Origin of the sequence: Coprococcus phoceensis (assembly GCF_900104635.1) — a bacterium.
GTDB lineage: Bacteria > Bacillota > Clostridia > Lachnospirales > Lachnospiraceae > Faecalimonas > Faecalimonas phoceensis.
Genome location: NZ_FNWC01000007.1, coordinates 2,829,137 through 2,844,074 on the forward strand (window position 1 = coordinate 2,829,137; position 14,938 = coordinate 2,844,074).

Below are 14,938 nucleotides of genomic sequence, written 5' to 3' on the forward strand. Positions count from 1 at the left end.
TTCTTATCCTCCTATCACAAGTCTTTCATTTTCTACTGTTACTCCACCGAGCTCTTCCGCATTGGTGATGATCACCGGAGTCTGAATCTCGCATCCGGCTTTTTGAATAGCATCTATATCAAATTCCAACAGAAGCGCTCCCTTTTTAAAATGCTCCCCATTTCCGGTATGTGCCTTGAATGGCTCTCCTTTCAAAGCTACCGTTTCGAGTCCTACATGAATCAACATCTCGATTCCATTGTCGGATGTGATTCCGATTGCATGTAATGTATCAAACAGATTTTCACACACTCCATCAAAAGGTGCATATACTTTTCCTTTTACCGGCGCTTCGATTTCTACTTTTCCGGTAAGAACAGCTGCACTCTTCTGTAATTCTGTTTCTTCTGCAGCTTCCTCCTCTGCCTCACCCTTTGTGAGAATAAAGGAGAGGACAAAAGAAAGTACGAGCGTCACTGCAAAAATGATTACCGCATATAAAAAGTTTTTCCCTCCATCCGGAGAAATGAACTGTACCAAAGATGTCATGGACGGAGTCACAAATGCATAAGATTTTACCTGTAAAATTCCTACGATCAATCCACCGATTCCACCGGAAATACACGCTGCAACCATAGGCTTTTTCAACTTTAGAGTAACTCCATACATTGCCGGTTCTGTTACCCCTGCAAGCAGTGCAGATACAGCCGCCGGAAATGCCATCTTTTTCGTTTCTTTATCTTTTGTCTTAAATGCCGCTCCAAATGTAGCTCCCGCCTGAGCAGTGTTGCTGCACAACATTGCCGGAAGCAACATCAAATCATATCCCACACCGGAAATTCCAAGCATAGACGCCGGCACGAATGCCCAGTGCATTCCGGTCATTACGATAAACGGCATAAATCCGGCAAACAGCATCATCGCAAGCCATGGTGCAAATCCATAAATTCCGTTGATTACGGATTGCAGACCATTTCCTATGATTAATCCAAGCGGTGCGATTGCACAGAGGGTAATCGGAGTTACAATCATTACAATCAAAAGCGGTTTCAAAAAGCTTTTTGACCACTCCGGTGTGATTCGATCAACAAGTTTCTCCACATATTTTAAAAGCAGTGTTGATAACATTGCCGGAATAATCGAAGACGAATAACTTCCATGTACTACCGGTATCACACCAAACAAATATGTCGCACTATCACCGGCAAGCAATAAAACGGAGCGTCTCCAAGTGCATTCATCAAAATATAGGTGTCACTTGTCGTCTGCATCACATTCAAAAGTGTCGGACCGAAAATGACGAGCAGTACCTTCACAAGACCGCCTGCAATAATCGCTGTGAACAGCGGTGTCATACACCCTGCAATAAAGTCCAGCGCCGCAACAATCGGATTAACTTTTTCTATATGCTCTGCTGCATCGCCTCCGACCGCTGTATCAGAAATACCGGTTGCAGCTACTACTTCCTTGTAGACATTTCCAACGGAATTTCCGATAATCACCTGATACTGTCCCCCCGCAATATTGACTCCCATAACACCCGGAATCTTTTCTACCTCTTTTTTGTTTGGAATACTTTTGTCCTTCAGAACAAATCTTAATCTGGTCATGCAATGTGTCACCGACGTAATATTCGCAGTGCCACCAACTGCTTTTACGACTGCCTCTGCAATCTGTCTGTTTTTCTCTGCCATAATTTTTTCTCCTTATCGTTACTACGTTTTCTAAAATTATCTTCTCGATTCATGTGCACCTGCCCCGAGAAAACAAAAACCTCCCACAACAGAGCCGCTATACGCCATCTCTGCCATGGAAGGTAATGCCCAAATGGTTACAATCCTTCTCTCGTACATATCCTGTTAATATGCAGAATCAGATATAATTTTTCTTCTTTTGAAAGTATAATACCACATTTTCTTTTAAAATATCGTTCCAGCAATTCGACACATACCGCAATCCCCGGAAACTCATCTTTCATGCTCTGATACATGATTCCATTGTCTGAATAAAGCATCTTGTTTCCTGCAATCCGGTCTAGCAGATACATCAGATGCGAGGAATAACGCGCAAAATTAAATGAATCTCTGTCAATCACAATTCCTATCTCATCTTCCACGATACTGATCGTGTCTTCCAGAATCTCCTGATATTGCTTCTTCAACTGATCAGCCACATCCGTCTTAAGCCTTGTATCATATCGGGCATTTACAAAATTCATTGCAATTCCCGAAGCTTCATTCGGATCTAACCGAACATTGAATCTGCGTTCTATCTGCTTCACTGCATATTTTCCAATGCGTGCCTCCGCCGGAAATGTCTGCTCCACTTCATAAATCAATGGCATCTGTACATCGATATTTTTCTGTGCCCTCTGAATACTAAAGTGAATGTGATCGGACATCGTCACGACCAAATTCGGGTTCATCTCATACCCCAGCTCATTTTTTGCAATCTCCACAAGTTTCGCTGTAAAATGAACCACTTTTTCCGGAATATCCTTGAAAAGTTCAATATACTTTGGGTCAATATCGTAAAATGTCCGTGTGATCAAGTTCAGGTCTTCAACCTCATATGGAGTTTTGGGAAATCCAATACCTTTACCGACAGCAATCAGTTCTTTCCCCTCACCATCGATACAAATGGCAAAATTATTGTTTAATTTGTTAATTACTTGCATCTCTCTCCAATAAAAAAACTCCTCAAGACACTAAACACCTCATTTTCACTAAACAGGTACTATTAGTAATGCCTCAAAGAGTAACAATCTAATTTACATGTATATATTAGCAAAATACATTAATTTTGTCCAGCGGCACATTACGCAAATATTTCTTGCGATTTTTAGTGGTTTTCAAAATAATATTTTTCTTTTTAAATAATTCCATTATTTATTTTACATCTCTTCACTTTCCCCGAATATCGCTTTCAGCACCGTTGAGAATACTGCTGCGACAGGCCATATGATCCAACTTCTTCCCCAGTCAAATGTATACAAACTATATCCAAGATACACTGCCGTCACCAGTGGCCAATAGATGGCAGCCCATTTTTCTGTTTTCCTGTCTATCTTTTTGGCTTTCGCCGTATATTCTCCTTCCTGCAGCAATCTGTCGTATGTCTCTCTGACCATGCACACCTGAATCAAAAGATAGACCGCAACAGCAACAATCATAAATAAAAAAACAATTCCTGTCACTAACAGGTGATCCGGAAGTCCAAACGCCCCCATCACAATAAGTGGAAGAATTGATATGATGCATAGACTGACACCAATTACAATTCCCATTGTATAACGTTCCGAATACCCTTGTTTTTTCTCTTTGATAATTCCGGTAACGCCGTATTCCAACTCAATGATTTCTGTATCAATATACTGGTATTTTTCCATTTTCATTCCGGTTGTGATAAAAAGAGCGACTGCCGGAATCACCAACAAAATTAATGCAGCAATTCCTATGCCTCCTGCCACATCTTCACTGATTCCGATCTTTCCGTATTCCACCATACTTGCCAAATAAATTAATATCACCGGACTCAAAATACACAAAACAACCCCCACTCCGATTCTCTTTGCCGCACACCGTCTATCCTTTATATATTCCTTCGACTCTTCCAGAGAAATTTTATAAATGGTTTCACCGCCTGCCGCTTTCTCCACCGTCTCCTCTACAAAAATTTCTGCCTTTTGTGTTTCTTCTATATCGTCTCTCAACAGATAATCCGTACTCACGCCAAACACTTGACTCAGCAGCAGAATTTTACTCAGGTCCGGAATAGAAGCGCTGCTCTCCCACTTCGACACAGACTGCCTCGACACGTGAATCTTCTCAGCAAGTTCCTCCTGAGACCAACCATTTTTCTTTCTCAGCTCCATAATCTTTTCCGCTAAAATCATATTATCTCTCCTCCTATATTGAATTTATACCACAACTCTAATCCATTTTCCAGTTGCAATCTACCAACTCCCCTTGAAAATGTGTCAACCGGCAGTTGCAAATGCCGAAAACACGCCACTTCCTGCTGTCATACATTCCCCGCATCCCACATAAGATACTAAAAACGCTCTGGAGTCTTTTATGAAACAGAAAAAATATTACGTATCTCTTATTTCATTTTTTCTCGCTATCACCATCCTTCTCACCAGTTGTTCTTCTCCCTCCATTCCGACAAATGCGAATACTGCATTTCAAAATTTTACCCGAAATCTGTTTGAGCAAGATGTCGTTTCCACAACAATCGGTCTGCACTATACCTTGCAAAATCCAGAATCCTACGGTATCAAAGAAATTCCGATTACATATGGTTCCTTCGATATAGATGAAACCGCTTCCTACGCAGCTCTTGAAAACTGTAGTGCAGTACTCGATAAATTTTCCTATGATACTCTGTCGAAAGAAAATCAAATCACATACGATGTCCTTTCTTCTTATCTGGATACTGCAAAAAAAGGGATTCCGTACAGTCTCTACGAAGAACCACTCAGTCCGGTCACCGGCATTCAGGCACAACTTCCAGTTCTGCTCGCTGAGTATCAATTTTTTTCTGCAAAAGATATCGAAACCTATTTAGCCCTCCTTAAGACGACACCGCAATACTTTGATTCCCTGATTCAGTTTGAACAGAAAAAATCGGATACCGGATTGTTCATGGCAGATTACACCGTCGACTCCATTTTGGAACAATGCAACGCATTTCTTGCTATGGGCGATTCTAACTATCTACTATCCACGTTTGAAGAACGGCTCTCTGCACTGGAAAATGTGACAGCGGAACAAAAACAAAGTTATATCAGCCAAAATCATGAACTTCTCTCTTCTTCGATTTTGCCCGCCTACGAGCACCTTGTGTCTGCACTCACTAAGCTCAAAGGCTCTGGTAAAAATACGAAAGGTCTCTGCAATTTGCCAAATGGAAAAGATTACTATGCTTATCTTGTTTCCCGTGACACAGGTTCTCCGCATACGGTAGAAGAAATTCAAAAACGAATCTATGCTCAGATTAGCTCCGACCTCATTGATATGCAGACAGTTGCCGCCAAAAATCCAACTCTCTCTCGGGAAACTTCCGTCACTTACGACGTTCCGCCGTCTGCTATCATACAGGATTTGGAGCAAAATATTACTGATGCATTTCCAAAACCTGCAAATGTCACCACGCGGATTAAATATGTCCCAGACGCATTGGAACCATACTTAAGTCCGGCATTTTACATGATACCTTCCATCGACAATACTTCCGAAAATATCATCTATATCAATCAGGCTCATACTATGGAAGATATTCGCCTGTTTACGACACTGGCACACGAAGGCTATCCGGGACATCTCTATCAGACTACCTACTATGCCAATACCAATCCGGACCCACTCCGAAATCTTTTAAATTTCAGCGGTTACGTGGAAGGCTGGGCGACCTACGCTGAAATGTGCTCCTATTATCTGAGTTCTTTGGAAAAACCGTACGCCACGCTGCTGCAAAAAAACAGCTCTGTCCTCCTCGGGCTTTATGCGGCTGCCGACATCGGTATTCACTACGACAATTGGAGTCTTGCGCAGACCACTCAGTTTTTTACTTCTTACGGAATCAAAGATGAGAAGCCAATTCGAGAAATTTATGAGTTGATTATCTCTGATCCTGCCAATTATTTAAAATATTATGTAGGATATGTAGAAATTTTAGATTTGAAAAAAGCGTCACTCAAAAAGAAGAAAGAAAAGTTCTCACAAAAAAAATTCCATAAATCGATATTGGATATTGGTCCCGCTCCGTTTGATGTAGTGGAAAAATGGTTGTGATCTGCATACAATATAGCAATACCATTATGAAAGAAAGGGAATTTATGTATATCCTTTTTAGTATTTTCATCATCATATTACTGTTTTTCTTTGTAATCAATCACTCTCGAAAAAAATGTATTATACGTAAAATCTGCTGTATGACACTGGAAGAAAAATGTAATTTGCTAAATGCTATCATTGAACCGATGGGATTTTCCTATCTGGCTGATCAGGACATTTTTACTTCCACGCGTGATGCCTGGCAGCGCAAAATGGGATATCAGTCACTTTATAACCGAGGTGCTGTGCATTTTAATATGGTGTTCGACTATCTTCCGGTCTACTTTGACTACAACGATAAAACCTGGATGATTCAGCTCTGGAAAGGACAATACGGAATCAACACCGGAGGGGAAATCGGCGTATACTATGCAGACCACATTGTCTCGCAACAACAGCTTGACACCACATTATTCCAGGCGGTCGACGATTCGGATATGTTAAAAATGTCAATGGAGCTGATGCGAGATGGGAAATGTGTTTTTCGGCTGACCTGCGTTCATTGGTGGCTCACCGGATTTTCTATGGGGTTATTTTCATGGCCAAAACAGCTCTCCCTGAATGCCTCCATCACCTTTCCAGACTGTGCAATGATGAATGCATTTATCGAAGGGCTCCTAAAACAGTCTTACTGTCGATGCGACCTCACCATCTGCGGACTGACATTGACTTTTGACATGAAACCTCTTTGCCGCCATAAAAATTGTCTGCAAAAATTAGCTGCCTGGTTCTCTCAATGGAAAAACCGCATGTTTTGTTGGCTCTTTTTATTTGCTACTCGACCATTTTGTCTTTCTTTAGATCGGCTTCTCTATCTTTACTATTTTCTTCCGTTTGCATTTCGAAAGACAATGTATGTTCGTGGCTACAAACGAAAATATATTCGCCGTTGTGGCTGTAGGAGGCAATAATTATGGGATATGAAACAAGAATTTCAAAAGCATTTGAGGGGGCATTAAAGCTCCCTCTCAGTGACAATTCTAAGTATGTTCTGTTCAGTGACTGCCATCGGGGAGTTGGCACTTCCAATGATAATTTTCTAAAAAACCAGCATTTATATTTTGCAGCCTTACAACACTATTACCAAAATAATTTTACCTATATTGAATTGGGCGATGGGGATGAACTTTGGGAAAACCGATCCTTTAACCGGATCCTTGAAATACACAGCAATGTTTTTTGGCTTCTGTCCCAGTTCTACTATCAAAAACGGCTGTATTTGATCTACGGCAACCACGATATTGTAAAACAGAATTCCTCTTTTGCCACCTTGAAATGTAAGATTTATTATTGCGATGCAACCCAATGTTACCTTCCGTTATTTCCAGGTATTACGTTTCAATCTGGGATTATTCTCTGGGATAAAAATCATAAAAAAGACATTTATCTCACTCACGGACACCAAGCTGATTTTTTTAACAGCACCCTTTGGAAAACAGCTCGTTTTCTTGTACGTTATGTCTGGGGTCCACTGGAACAAATCGGTTTTTCCAATCCAACCAGTGCCGCACGCAATCACACAAGAAAGCAGAAAATCGAAGAACGACTTACCCGATGGGCAAAAAACGAAAATCGTATCCTCATTACAGGACATACCCACCGCCCGATGCTCGGCACAAAAGATTCCCCTTATTTTAATACCGGAAGCTGCGTGCACCCACGGTGTATCACCTGTATCGAAATCGAACACCGATGTCTGACGCTCGTGAAATGGTGCCTGGATATCCACGAAGATATGAGTCTGTATGTCTCACGAGAAGAATTAGCCGGACCAATTTGCGTGGATGAATATTAATTGGGGACGTAGTAAAGCTCAAAAAGGGACAGGGCAAAGTGCAAAAAAGGGACGTAGTAAAATTCAATTTTACTACGTCCCCAATTGTTATAAATTTATATTCCCGCTCTTACCGGATGCGCTCAATCTTGACATTGCACGTGCCAAGGATGCAGAAGAAATATGGTATTCCTGTATGCTTTGTTTCTGTCTGAGTTGTTCTTCTGCACGCTCTTTTGCTTCCTGTGCTCTTTTTACGTCAATCTCTTCCGGGCGTTCTGCTGTATCTACAAGCACATAAACTCGTCCGTGAGATACTCGTGCAAACCCGCTTCCGACAATCGCAATCTGCCATGTCCCATCTGGCATCTTAATCTTCAATTCTCCGCAATCAATTGCCATGATCACACTCTCATGATGTGCCAGCACTTCCCGCTGTCCATCCAGTGCCGGAATAATCACTCCGGTACACGGACCATCATAAAAGAGATGGTCACTGGCAATTAATCTGATACTAAATGTAGTTTCCATAACACTCAGCTCCTTTTAATGTTCCATTGACTTTGCTTTTTCAATCACATCATCAATTGTACCGACATTAAAAAATGCAGCTTCCGGATACTGATCCATCTCACCATCAATGATTGCTTTAAATCCGCGGATTGTCTCTTTTAATGGAACATATCTTCCCGGAATTCCTGTAAAGTTTTCCGCTACAAAGAATGGCTGAGATAAAAATCTCTGTACCTTTCTTGCCCGGTAAACAGTTGTCTTATCTTCTTCTGATAACTCTTCCATACCTAAGATGGAAATGATATCCTGAAGCTCTTTATATTTCTGCAAGATAGCCTGTACATTTCTTGCTACTTCATAGTGTTCTTCTCCCACAACATCTGCTTCCAGAATACGAGAGTTTGATTCGAGCGGATCTACCGCCGGGTAAATTCCCTGTTCTACAATCTTTCTTGACAATACAGTTGTCGCATCCAAGTGGGCAAATGTTGTCGCCGGAGCCGGGTCAGTCAAGTCATCAGCCGGCACATAAACAGCCTGTACAGATGTTACAGAACCATTTTTTGTAGACGCGATTCGTTCTTGCAGTTCACCGACTTCATTTGCAAGAGTCGGCTGATATCCTACTGCTGAAGGCATACGTCCAAGAAGCGCGGAAACTTCTGAACCAGCTTGTACGAAACGGAAAATATTATCAATAAACAACAATACGTTCTGATGTTGTTCATCACGGAAATATTCTGCCATGGTAAGCCCTGTCTCAGCCACACGCATACGCGATCCAGGCGGCTCATTCATCTGACCGAATACCAAAGCAGTCTTGTCAAGAACCCCTGACTCTTTCATCTCCGACCACAAGTCATTTCCTTCTCTGGAACGTTCTCCTACTCCAGTAAAGATAGAATATCCTCCATGCTCTGTTGCGATATTACGAATCAATTCCTGAATCAACACGGTCTTACCTACACCGGCACCACCGAACAGACCAATCTTACCACCTTTTGCATATGGAGCCAAAAGGTCGATAACTTTGATACCTGTCTCCAAAATCTCTACTACAGGACTTTGTTCTTCAAATGTAGGAGCCTCTCTGTGAATTACCCAATGCTCTTCATTCTCCAAAGACTCACCGCCATCAATTGTATCTCCAAGAACGTTAAATAAACGCCCCAATGTCTTATCTCCTACAGGTACTTTAATCCCTGATCCGGTTGCAGTTACTTCCATATCTCTGCTCAATCCTTCACTGGCATTCAGCATGATACAACGTACTGTATTATTTCCAATGTGCTGTGCAACTTCCATCACGCAGCGTTTCCCATTGTTATCTACTTCCAACGCATCTTTGATATATGGAATATCATTATTTTCAAATTCCACGTCAACGACAGGTCCCATAACCTGTACGATTTTCCCTTTATTCATGCGTTTGCAACCTCCCTTCTGTTATTTTGCTTTCTTCTTTTTCTGTGCTTTTGCACCACTGATTACCTCTGTGATCTCCTGCGTAATGGCAGCCTGTCTCACTCGGTTAAATTCGATATTCAGATTACGCAAAATTTCTTTTGCACTCTTTGTGGCACCATCCATTGCCATCATTCTTGAATTCTGTTCACTACAGAACGACTCAACAAGTGATCCGTAAATAAATCCAGTCACATAATTCGGAATGATACAATCCAATACATCCTTTGGTGTCGGAAGCATCGGAATCTCATCCAGCTGAATTCCCGCCGGGACCTCACAAAATGCTCCTGACTGAAGTGGAAGCAGCTGCTTTGTCTCAGCCACCATCTCCACCGCATTCTCCATTCTTGTATAAATAATATGCACCTCATCCAATTCTTTTCGATTGAATAAATCTAACATCTTCTCAGCAATCACTCTTGCGCGGTGCATCGTTGGCTTTTGCACTGTGTATTTAAAAGAAGTATCTACATCCACATTTTTCTTTTCAAAATAACTTCTTCCAAGCTGTCCCAGCACAAACAACTCATTATGTCCCGGCTTATCCAAAAACTCCTGAGCCAGTTTGATAACATTATGGTTATATCCTCCTGCAAGACCTTTATCTGCCGTTACCACAATATAGCCTTTCTTTCTGTCAGCTTCTTTTATCTCCGGGCGCTCATCAAAATACTGATGTTCGATCCCACCCTGCATATGTCCAAGAATACCGGCAATCATGATTTGCAATGTATAAAAATACGGCTCTGTCTCTTCCAAATTCTTTTTCGCTTTCTGTAAATTAGAAGAGGCAATCATATGCATAGCACTTGTGATCTTCATCGTATCTTTTATACTTTTCATTCTGCTTTGCAGCTCTCTTGTATTTGCCATACTAACACCTGCTCTTGAATTCTTTTGCTAACTCTACAATTTTATCAATTAATTCGTCGGACAATACTTTCTTTTCTTCAATTTCATTTACAATCTCTGCATGTTCTATTTCAAAGAAATTCAGCATATCCTTCTGGAAATCTTTGATTTTTGAAATCTCTACATCAACCAATACTTTATGTGTTGCCACGCACAACGTGATAACCTGTTCATGTAAACTCATTGGATGGCACAGTGGCTGTTTTAACAGTTCCATCAAACCTTTACCATATTGCAACTGCTCTTTTGTCGCTGCATCCAAATCCGAACTAAACTGTGTAAATACTTCCATCTCACGGAACTGTGCAAGGTCGATACGGATACTTCCGGCAACTTTTTTCATTGCCTTTGTCTGTGCTGCACCACCTACACGGGATACAGAAAGACCTACATTGACCGCCGGTCTCATACCTGCAAAAAACAGATCACTCTCAAGGAAAATCTGTCCGTCTGTAATAGAAATTACGTTAGTAGGAATATACGCAGAAACATCTCCTGCCTGTGTCTCAATAATCGGAAGTGCGGTAATCGAACCACCACCAAGCTCATCACTCAATCTGCTGGAACGTTCCAACAATCTTGAATGCAAGTAAAATACATCTCCAGGATATGCCTCACGTCCAGGAGAACGTTCCAATAACAACGATAATGCACGATATGCAACTGCATGTTTTGATAAATCATCGTACACAATCAGCACATCTTTCCCTTTGTGCATAAAATACTCTGCAAGCGCTGTTCCTGAGTACGGTGCAATATATTGTAACGGTGCAGAATCACTCGCTGTCGCAGATACAACAATCGAATAATCCATGGCATCATTTTTTGTAAGAGTTGATACAATTTTTGCAATTGTAGATGCTTTCTGTCCGATTGCAACATAAATACAGATAACATCTTTTCCTTTTTGGTTGATGATCGTATCTGTTGCAATAGATGTCTTACCTGTCTGTCTGTCACCGATAATCAACTCTCTCTGTCCGCGTCCAATCGGGAACATAGAGTCAATTGCCAGGATTCCTGTCTCAAGCGGAACACTGACTGATTTACGATCAATAATTCCAGGTGCCTCTTGTTCAATCGGACGGTATCCGTCAGAAGGAATATCTCCTTTTCCATCAATTGGTGCTCCCAGAGCATCCACAACTCTTCCTAAGTATGCATCTCCAACCGGAATTCCGGCTTTCTTTCCTGTTCTTGTTACCTTTGTACCTTCTTTGATTCCTGTGTCTTTTCCAAGTAAAATGACACCGATCTCATTTCTTCTGATATCCTGAACCATACCTTTTACGCCTGTTTCAAAGATAACAATCTCTCCATACATTGCATGGTCAATTCCGTAAACAGTTGTAATTCCGTCACTGATCCAGATAACAGTTCCGACCTCCTGGTCTTTTGTTTCTAACTCATAATTTTCTATCTCGCTTTTCAAAATAGAAATAATTTCTTCTGAACTAATTGAGCTCACACTTTCACCTCCAGATCAATCTTAACTGGTTCATACGGCCACGCAGACTCCAGTCATATTCATAGTCTTTCACATGCAAAATAAATCCTCCGAGCAGCTTATCATCCTGTTCAAGCTGCCACTCTACTTCTTTTACATGATACTTTTTACATAAAAATGTTTTCATTTGCTCTAACTGCTGTTCACTAGGGCAATCCACATACGTAAGAACTGCCGGTAAAATTCCGTTCTGTTCGTTATAGTACTCTTTGTATGCGGAAAATATATCTTCAATTACTTCTACGCTATGGTAGTCGCATAAAATTTTCAGGAAATTTTTGATTTCCTTTTGAAATACTTTTTCTATAATGCTGTGTTTTACCTGAATTGGAATAATCGGACTCATCAGGGAGGTTCTAAGCTTTGGCACTTTCTTGAAAGCTTCTTCTGTCTCTTCTATGATCGTTTTGTCAATTCCTAACTCATAAAGAACTTTCGCATAATTAATTGCCGTTTGCGTCATTTTGCTCACCTACCTGGGATAAAAATTGTCCGTATAGTGCCTGATTTGCCGCCGCATTTTTCTGCTCTCCAAGCATTTTTGAAACTGCCACAAGTGCAAGATTGGCAACTTCTTTTTCCATGCCGCGCACTGCTTTTTCTCTGTCTAATTCCACAGTCTTTCTCGCATTGTCAATGATTTTTCCAGCCTGCTCATCTGCCTCTTTGACAATTCTTGAATATTCTTCCTGTGCTCTTGCCTTTGAATTTTCCACAATTCTCAAAGATTCGTCATGTGCATCATTCAACGAATTCTCATACTGAGCTTTCAACTGCATAGCATCCTGTTCCGTCTTTTTTGCAGTTTCAAGCTGAGTTTTGATCATTTCATCTCTTTTCTCAATGATTCCCATAACCGGCTTGTACAAAAACTTTCTCAGCAGCAAATACAGTACCAATATGTTAATAATGGTGATAACAAGGTTTGAAACACTTAAACTAAGCATCCTGATAACCTGCCTTCCTGTATATTATTTGTTAATATTCACACCGTTGTCTGATACGTGAACTATAAAAATTATTTTAAGAATAAGATGATTAATAATGCGATAACGAAACCGTAAATAGCTGTTGCTTCGGCTAAGGCACATCCAAGTAAGAGTGATTTACTGATCTTGCTCTCTGCTTCCGGCTGTCTTGCGATTGCATCCACTGCTTTTGATGTTGCGATACCAATACCGATACCTGCTCCAATACCTGTTAAAACTGCAATACCTGCTCCAATTGCGATTAATGTTGTTGACATAATAATTTCTCCTTTTCTTCTCTTTTTGTAATTATTCTAGTGCTTCTTTTATAAATAGTGATGTTAAAAATACAAACACATACGCCTGAATCAATCCATCGAAAATGTCGAAGTAAAAACTGAATGGAATCGGCAGTAAAGCCGGCATGATAATCTTGATCAATTCCATTACTACAAATGCTCCCAAAACATTTCCGAAAAGACGCATGCACAATGACAATGGCTTGATAAATATCTCAAGGACATTGATTGGTGCGATAATAGGCATCGGCTCCGCAAAGCTCTTTACCCATTTCTTTAACCCTTTCTGATGAAACCCTGCGTACTCAATTAAAATAATACTCATAATTGCAAGCGCTGCAGTCACATTCATATCCTTTGTCGGCGGCTTAAATCCTAGAAGCCCTATCAAGTTAGCAATTCCAATATAAATGCCAACTGACATCAAATACGGAATGTATCTCTTTCCCTCTTTTCCAATAATCTCTTCAAAAAAGTGGTTCATTCCGCCAACTGCCGTCTCTAAAATAAGCTGTTTTTTACTTACACGTTCGACCGACAGATTCCTAACGAGGCAGATACATAGCAACGTGACGACTGCCATAATAATCCAGGTAACTACAACCGATTCTGAAATAGGAATACCTCCGAAAATCGGAATAGTAAATGCTGTCTCGCAGTTTAATTCTTCTAATAATTGCGTTCCTAAATTTTCCGTATCTATTCACTCCCTTTCCTCATTTTTCGTTCGACTTATTATACAACTTTGATTTTGAGATACAATCCGCAATCCGCGAATAATTTGACGAATATCATTTGTTTTTTTCAGCAGTTTGTACATTGTATTTTTAGAAATGCGTGTATGGCTCATATTTTAATAACGATTCATCCCCCTACAATTGTTCCGCCGTCTCATCTTCCGATAAAAAACGTTCCAAAGACTGGGCCATTGCAATTGCTCGAATTACAGCACTTTTCGCCATGTCCATGTGAATACTTTCAAGTCCATTTAATCCCACAAGGGCGTATTGTTGCGCTAACGTATAATCTCTCATATTGAACCTCCTGCATCTTTGTTATTTTCATCCAAATTTTACATAGTTGCATTATAACATATAACAAAGAAAAAAATGGAGGAGTTAATGATTTCTGTAAACCATTAACTCCTCCATATCCTCAATTAGTTGCCAGCCATACACTTGCCATAATCCCAGCCAGCGTTGCAGCAAGTGCCCCGGCAAGTGTATATCTGGTCTTTCGCACTTTCGCCGCCATAAAATATACGCTCATCGTGTAAAATATTGTCTCTGTACAGCTCATCATAATCGAAGCAATCAAACCAATTCTGGAATCCGTGCCATATTCTTTAAATATATCTAGTACCAATCCCGTTGCCGCCGAGGAAGAAAACATTCTCACAATCGCAAGCGGAACCAACTGTGATGGAAATCCAACATATGCCGTCATTTTCCCGATTATTTCTGACAAAAAATCCAAGAAGCCGGAAGCTCTCAATATTCCGACTGCCACCATAAGTCCGATTAACGTCGGCATAATTTTAATCACTGTAAAAAATCCGCTTTTTGCTCCCTTGATAAAGTCATCATATACATTCACTTTATTAAATACACCATAAGCAACAATTCCTAAAATAGTAACCGGAACAATAAAATCTGATAAATATAAAAGAAGCTTCATAAATT

Annotated in this window: 17 protein-coding genes; 3 read left to right on the forward strand and 14 right to left on the reverse strand. The window is 40.6% G+C overall.

The window, feature by feature from the left end; genetic code table 11:
• Positions 1-3: 3 nt before the first annotated feature.
• The 4 genes from BQ5364_RS16955 to BQ5364_RS16965 form a co-directional block, all read right to left on the reverse strand.
• Positions 4-1,191, reverse strand: a complete 1,188-nt coding sequence (locus BQ5364_RS16955; RefSeq protein WP_235837193.1) for a PTS glucose transporter subunit IIA — start codon at positions 1,189-1,191, stop codon at positions 4-6.
• Positions 1,152-1,673, reverse strand: a complete 522-nt coding sequence (locus BQ5364_RS18400) for a PTS transporter subunit EIIB (protein ID WP_004614393.1) — start codon at positions 1,671-1,673, stop codon at positions 1,152-1,154. The genes BQ5364_RS16955 and BQ5364_RS18400 overlap by 40 nt, the downstream gene beginning before the upstream one ends.
• A gap of 137 nt (positions 1,674-1,810) precedes the next feature.
• Positions 1,811-2,656: a PRD domain-containing protein gene (locus BQ5364_RS16960; RefSeq protein ID WP_004614395.1), complete on the reverse strand. Its 846-nt coding sequence runs from the start codon at positions 2,654-2,656 to the stop codon at positions 1,811-1,813.
• 216 nt (positions 2,657-2,872) lie between these two features.
• A complete protein-coding gene (locus tag BQ5364_RS16965; RefSeq protein WP_071144682.1) occupies positions 2,873-3,874 on the reverse strand; it encodes a helix-turn-helix domain-containing protein in 1,002 nt (333 codons plus the stop codon).
• Positions 3,875-4,055: 181 nt separating this feature from the next.
• On the opposite strand from BQ5364_RS16965, the gene BQ5364_RS16970 reads away from it, so the two are divergent.
• From BQ5364_RS16970 to BQ5364_RS16980, 3 genes are all read left to right on the forward strand, one after another.
• The gene (locus BQ5364_RS16970) at positions 4,056-5,774 is read left to right on the forward strand and encodes a DUF885 domain-containing protein (protein WP_022249876.1); all 1,719 of its coding nucleotides are present in this window, start codon (positions 4,056-4,058) and stop codon (positions 5,772-5,774) included.
• A gap of 140 nt (positions 5,775-5,914) precedes the next feature.
• The gene (locus BQ5364_RS16975; RefSeq protein WP_235837194.1) at positions 5,915-6,727 is read left to right on the forward strand and encodes a DUF4474 domain-containing protein; all 813 of its coding nucleotides are present in this window, start codon (positions 5,915-5,917) and stop codon (positions 6,725-6,727) included.
• Positions 6,728-6,729: 2 nt separating this feature from the next.
• Positions 6,730-7,611 (forward strand): metallophosphoesterase, encoded by an 882-nt coding sequence (locus BQ5364_RS16980; protein WP_004614399.1) that lies wholly within the window; start codon positions 6,730-6,732, stop codon positions 7,609-7,611.
• A gap of 87 nt (positions 7,612-7,698) precedes the next feature.
• Here the strand turns inward: BQ5364_RS16980 and atpC are convergent, their stop codons facing one another.
• The 10 genes from atpC to BQ5364_RS17025 all read right to left on the reverse strand — a co-directional run bounded on the left by atpC (position 7,699) and on the right by BQ5364_RS17025 (position 14,933).
• Positions 7,699-8,121 carry an ATP synthase F1 subunit epsilon gene (gene atpC / locus BQ5364_RS16985; protein ID WP_071144683.1) on the reverse strand — a complete coding sequence of 141 codons (423 nt, stop codon included), beginning with the start codon at positions 8,119-8,121 and terminating at the stop codon, positions 7,699-7,701.
• 15 nt (positions 8,122-8,136) lie between these two features.
• On the reverse strand, positions 8,137-9,528 hold the full coding sequence (gene atpD, locus BQ5364_RS16990; protein ID WP_071144684.1) for a F0F1 ATP synthase subunit beta: 1,392 nt from the start codon (positions 9,526-9,528) through the stop codon (positions 8,137-8,139).
• A gap of 21 nt (positions 9,529-9,549) precedes the next feature.
• Positions 9,550-10,443 (reverse strand): ATP synthase F1 subunit gamma, encoded by an 894-nt coding sequence (gene atpG / locus BQ5364_RS16995; protein ID WP_004614402.1) that lies wholly within the window; start codon positions 10,441-10,443, stop codon positions 9,550-9,552.
• Position 10,444: 1 nt separating this feature from the next.
• A complete protein-coding gene (gene atpA / locus BQ5364_RS17000) occupies positions 10,445-11,950 on the reverse strand; it encodes a F0F1 ATP synthase subunit alpha (RefSeq protein ID WP_004614403.1) in 1,506 nt (501 codons plus the stop codon).
• 4 nt (positions 11,951-11,954) lie between these two features.
• Positions 11,955-12,452, reverse strand: coding sequence for an ATP synthase F1 subunit delta (atpH, locus tag BQ5364_RS17005; RefSeq protein WP_004614404.1), 498 nt, complete (start codon positions 12,450-12,452; stop codon positions 11,955-11,957).
• Positions 12,433-12,936, reverse strand: a complete 504-nt coding sequence (gene atpF / locus BQ5364_RS17010) for a F0F1 ATP synthase subunit B (protein ID WP_004614405.1) — start codon at positions 12,934-12,936, stop codon at positions 12,433-12,435. The genes atpH and atpF overlap by 20 nt, the downstream gene beginning before the upstream one ends.
• A 71-nt stretch (positions 12,937-13,007) precedes the next feature.
• A complete protein-coding gene (gene atpE / locus BQ5364_RS17015) occupies positions 13,008-13,235 on the reverse strand; it encodes an ATP synthase F0 subunit C (RefSeq protein ID WP_004614406.1) in 228 nt (75 codons plus the stop codon).
• A 31-nt stretch (positions 13,236-13,266) separates the two neighbouring features.
• The gene (locus BQ5364_RS17020) at positions 13,267-13,959 is read right to left on the reverse strand and encodes a F0F1 ATP synthase subunit A (RefSeq protein ID WP_044988017.1); all 693 of its coding nucleotides are present in this window, start codon (positions 13,957-13,959) and stop codon (positions 13,267-13,269) included.
• 169 nt (positions 13,960-14,128) lie between these two features.
• Entirely contained in the window at positions 14,129-14,290 is a 162-nt protein-coding gene (locus tag BQ5364_RS18015) for a hypothetical protein (protein WP_004614408.1), read from the reverse strand.
• A 121-nt stretch (positions 14,291-14,411) separates the two neighbouring features.
• Positions 14,412-14,933, reverse strand: coding sequence for a spore maturation protein (locus BQ5364_RS17025; RefSeq protein ID WP_004614409.1), 522 nt, complete (start codon positions 14,931-14,933; stop codon positions 14,412-14,414).
• Positions 14,934-14,938: the final 5 nt, after the last annotated feature.

Bases quoted from the DNA above. Each gene is read 5' to 3' on its own strand.
- BQ5364_RS18400 (WP_004614393.1), bottom strand. From the start codon at position 1,673: ATGGCAGAGAAAAACAGACAGATTGCAGAGGCAGTCGTAAAAGCAGTT.
- BQ5364_RS17025 (WP_004614409.1), bottom strand. From the start codon at position 14,933: ATGAAGCTTCTTTTATATTTATCAGATTTTATTGTTCCGGTTACTATT.
- BQ5364_RS18015 (WP_004614408.1), bottom strand. From the start codon at position 14,290: ATGAGAGATTATACGTTAGCGCAACAATACGCCCTTGTGGGATTAAAT.
- atpG (WP_004614402.1), bottom strand. From the start codon at position 10,443: ATGGCAAATACAAGAGAGCTGCAAAGCAGAATGAAAAGTATAAAAGAT.
- BQ5364_RS16960 (WP_004614395.1), bottom strand. From the start codon at position 2,656: ATGCAAGTAATTAACAAATTAAACAATAATTTTGCCATTTGTATCGAT.
- atpE (WP_004614406.1), bottom strand. From the start codon at position 13,235: ATGTCAACAACATTAATCGCAATTGGAGCAGGTATTGCAGTTTTAACA.
- BQ5364_RS16980 (WP_004614399.1), top strand. From the start codon at position 6,730: ATGGGATATGAAACAAGAATTTCAAAAGCATTTGAGGGGGCATTAAAG.
- BQ5364_RS16975 (WP_235837194.1), top strand. From the start codon at position 5,915: ATGACACTGGAAGAAAAATGTAATTTGCTAAATGCTATCATTGAACCG.
- atpD (WP_071144684.1), bottom strand. From the start codon at position 9,528: ATGAATAAAGGGAAAATCGTACAGGTTATGGGACCTGTCGTTGACGTG.
- BQ5364_RS16970 (WP_022249876.1), top strand. From the start codon at position 4,056: ATGAAACAGAAAAAATATTACGTATCTCTTATTTCATTTTTTCTCGCT.
- atpH (WP_004614404.1), bottom strand. From the start codon at position 12,452: ATGACGCAAACGGCAATTAATTATGCGAAAGTTCTTTATGAGTTAGGA.
- atpC (WP_071144683.1), bottom strand. From the start codon at position 8,121: ATGGAAACTACATTTAGTATCAGATTAATTGCCAGTGACCATCTCTTT.
- BQ5364_RS16965 (WP_071144682.1), bottom strand. From the start codon at position 3,874: ATGATTTTAGCGGAAAAGATTATGGAGCTGAGAAAGAAAAATGGTTGG.
- atpF (WP_004614405.1), bottom strand. From the start codon at position 12,936: ATGCTTAGTTTAAGTGTTTCAAACCTTGTTATCACCATTATTAACATA.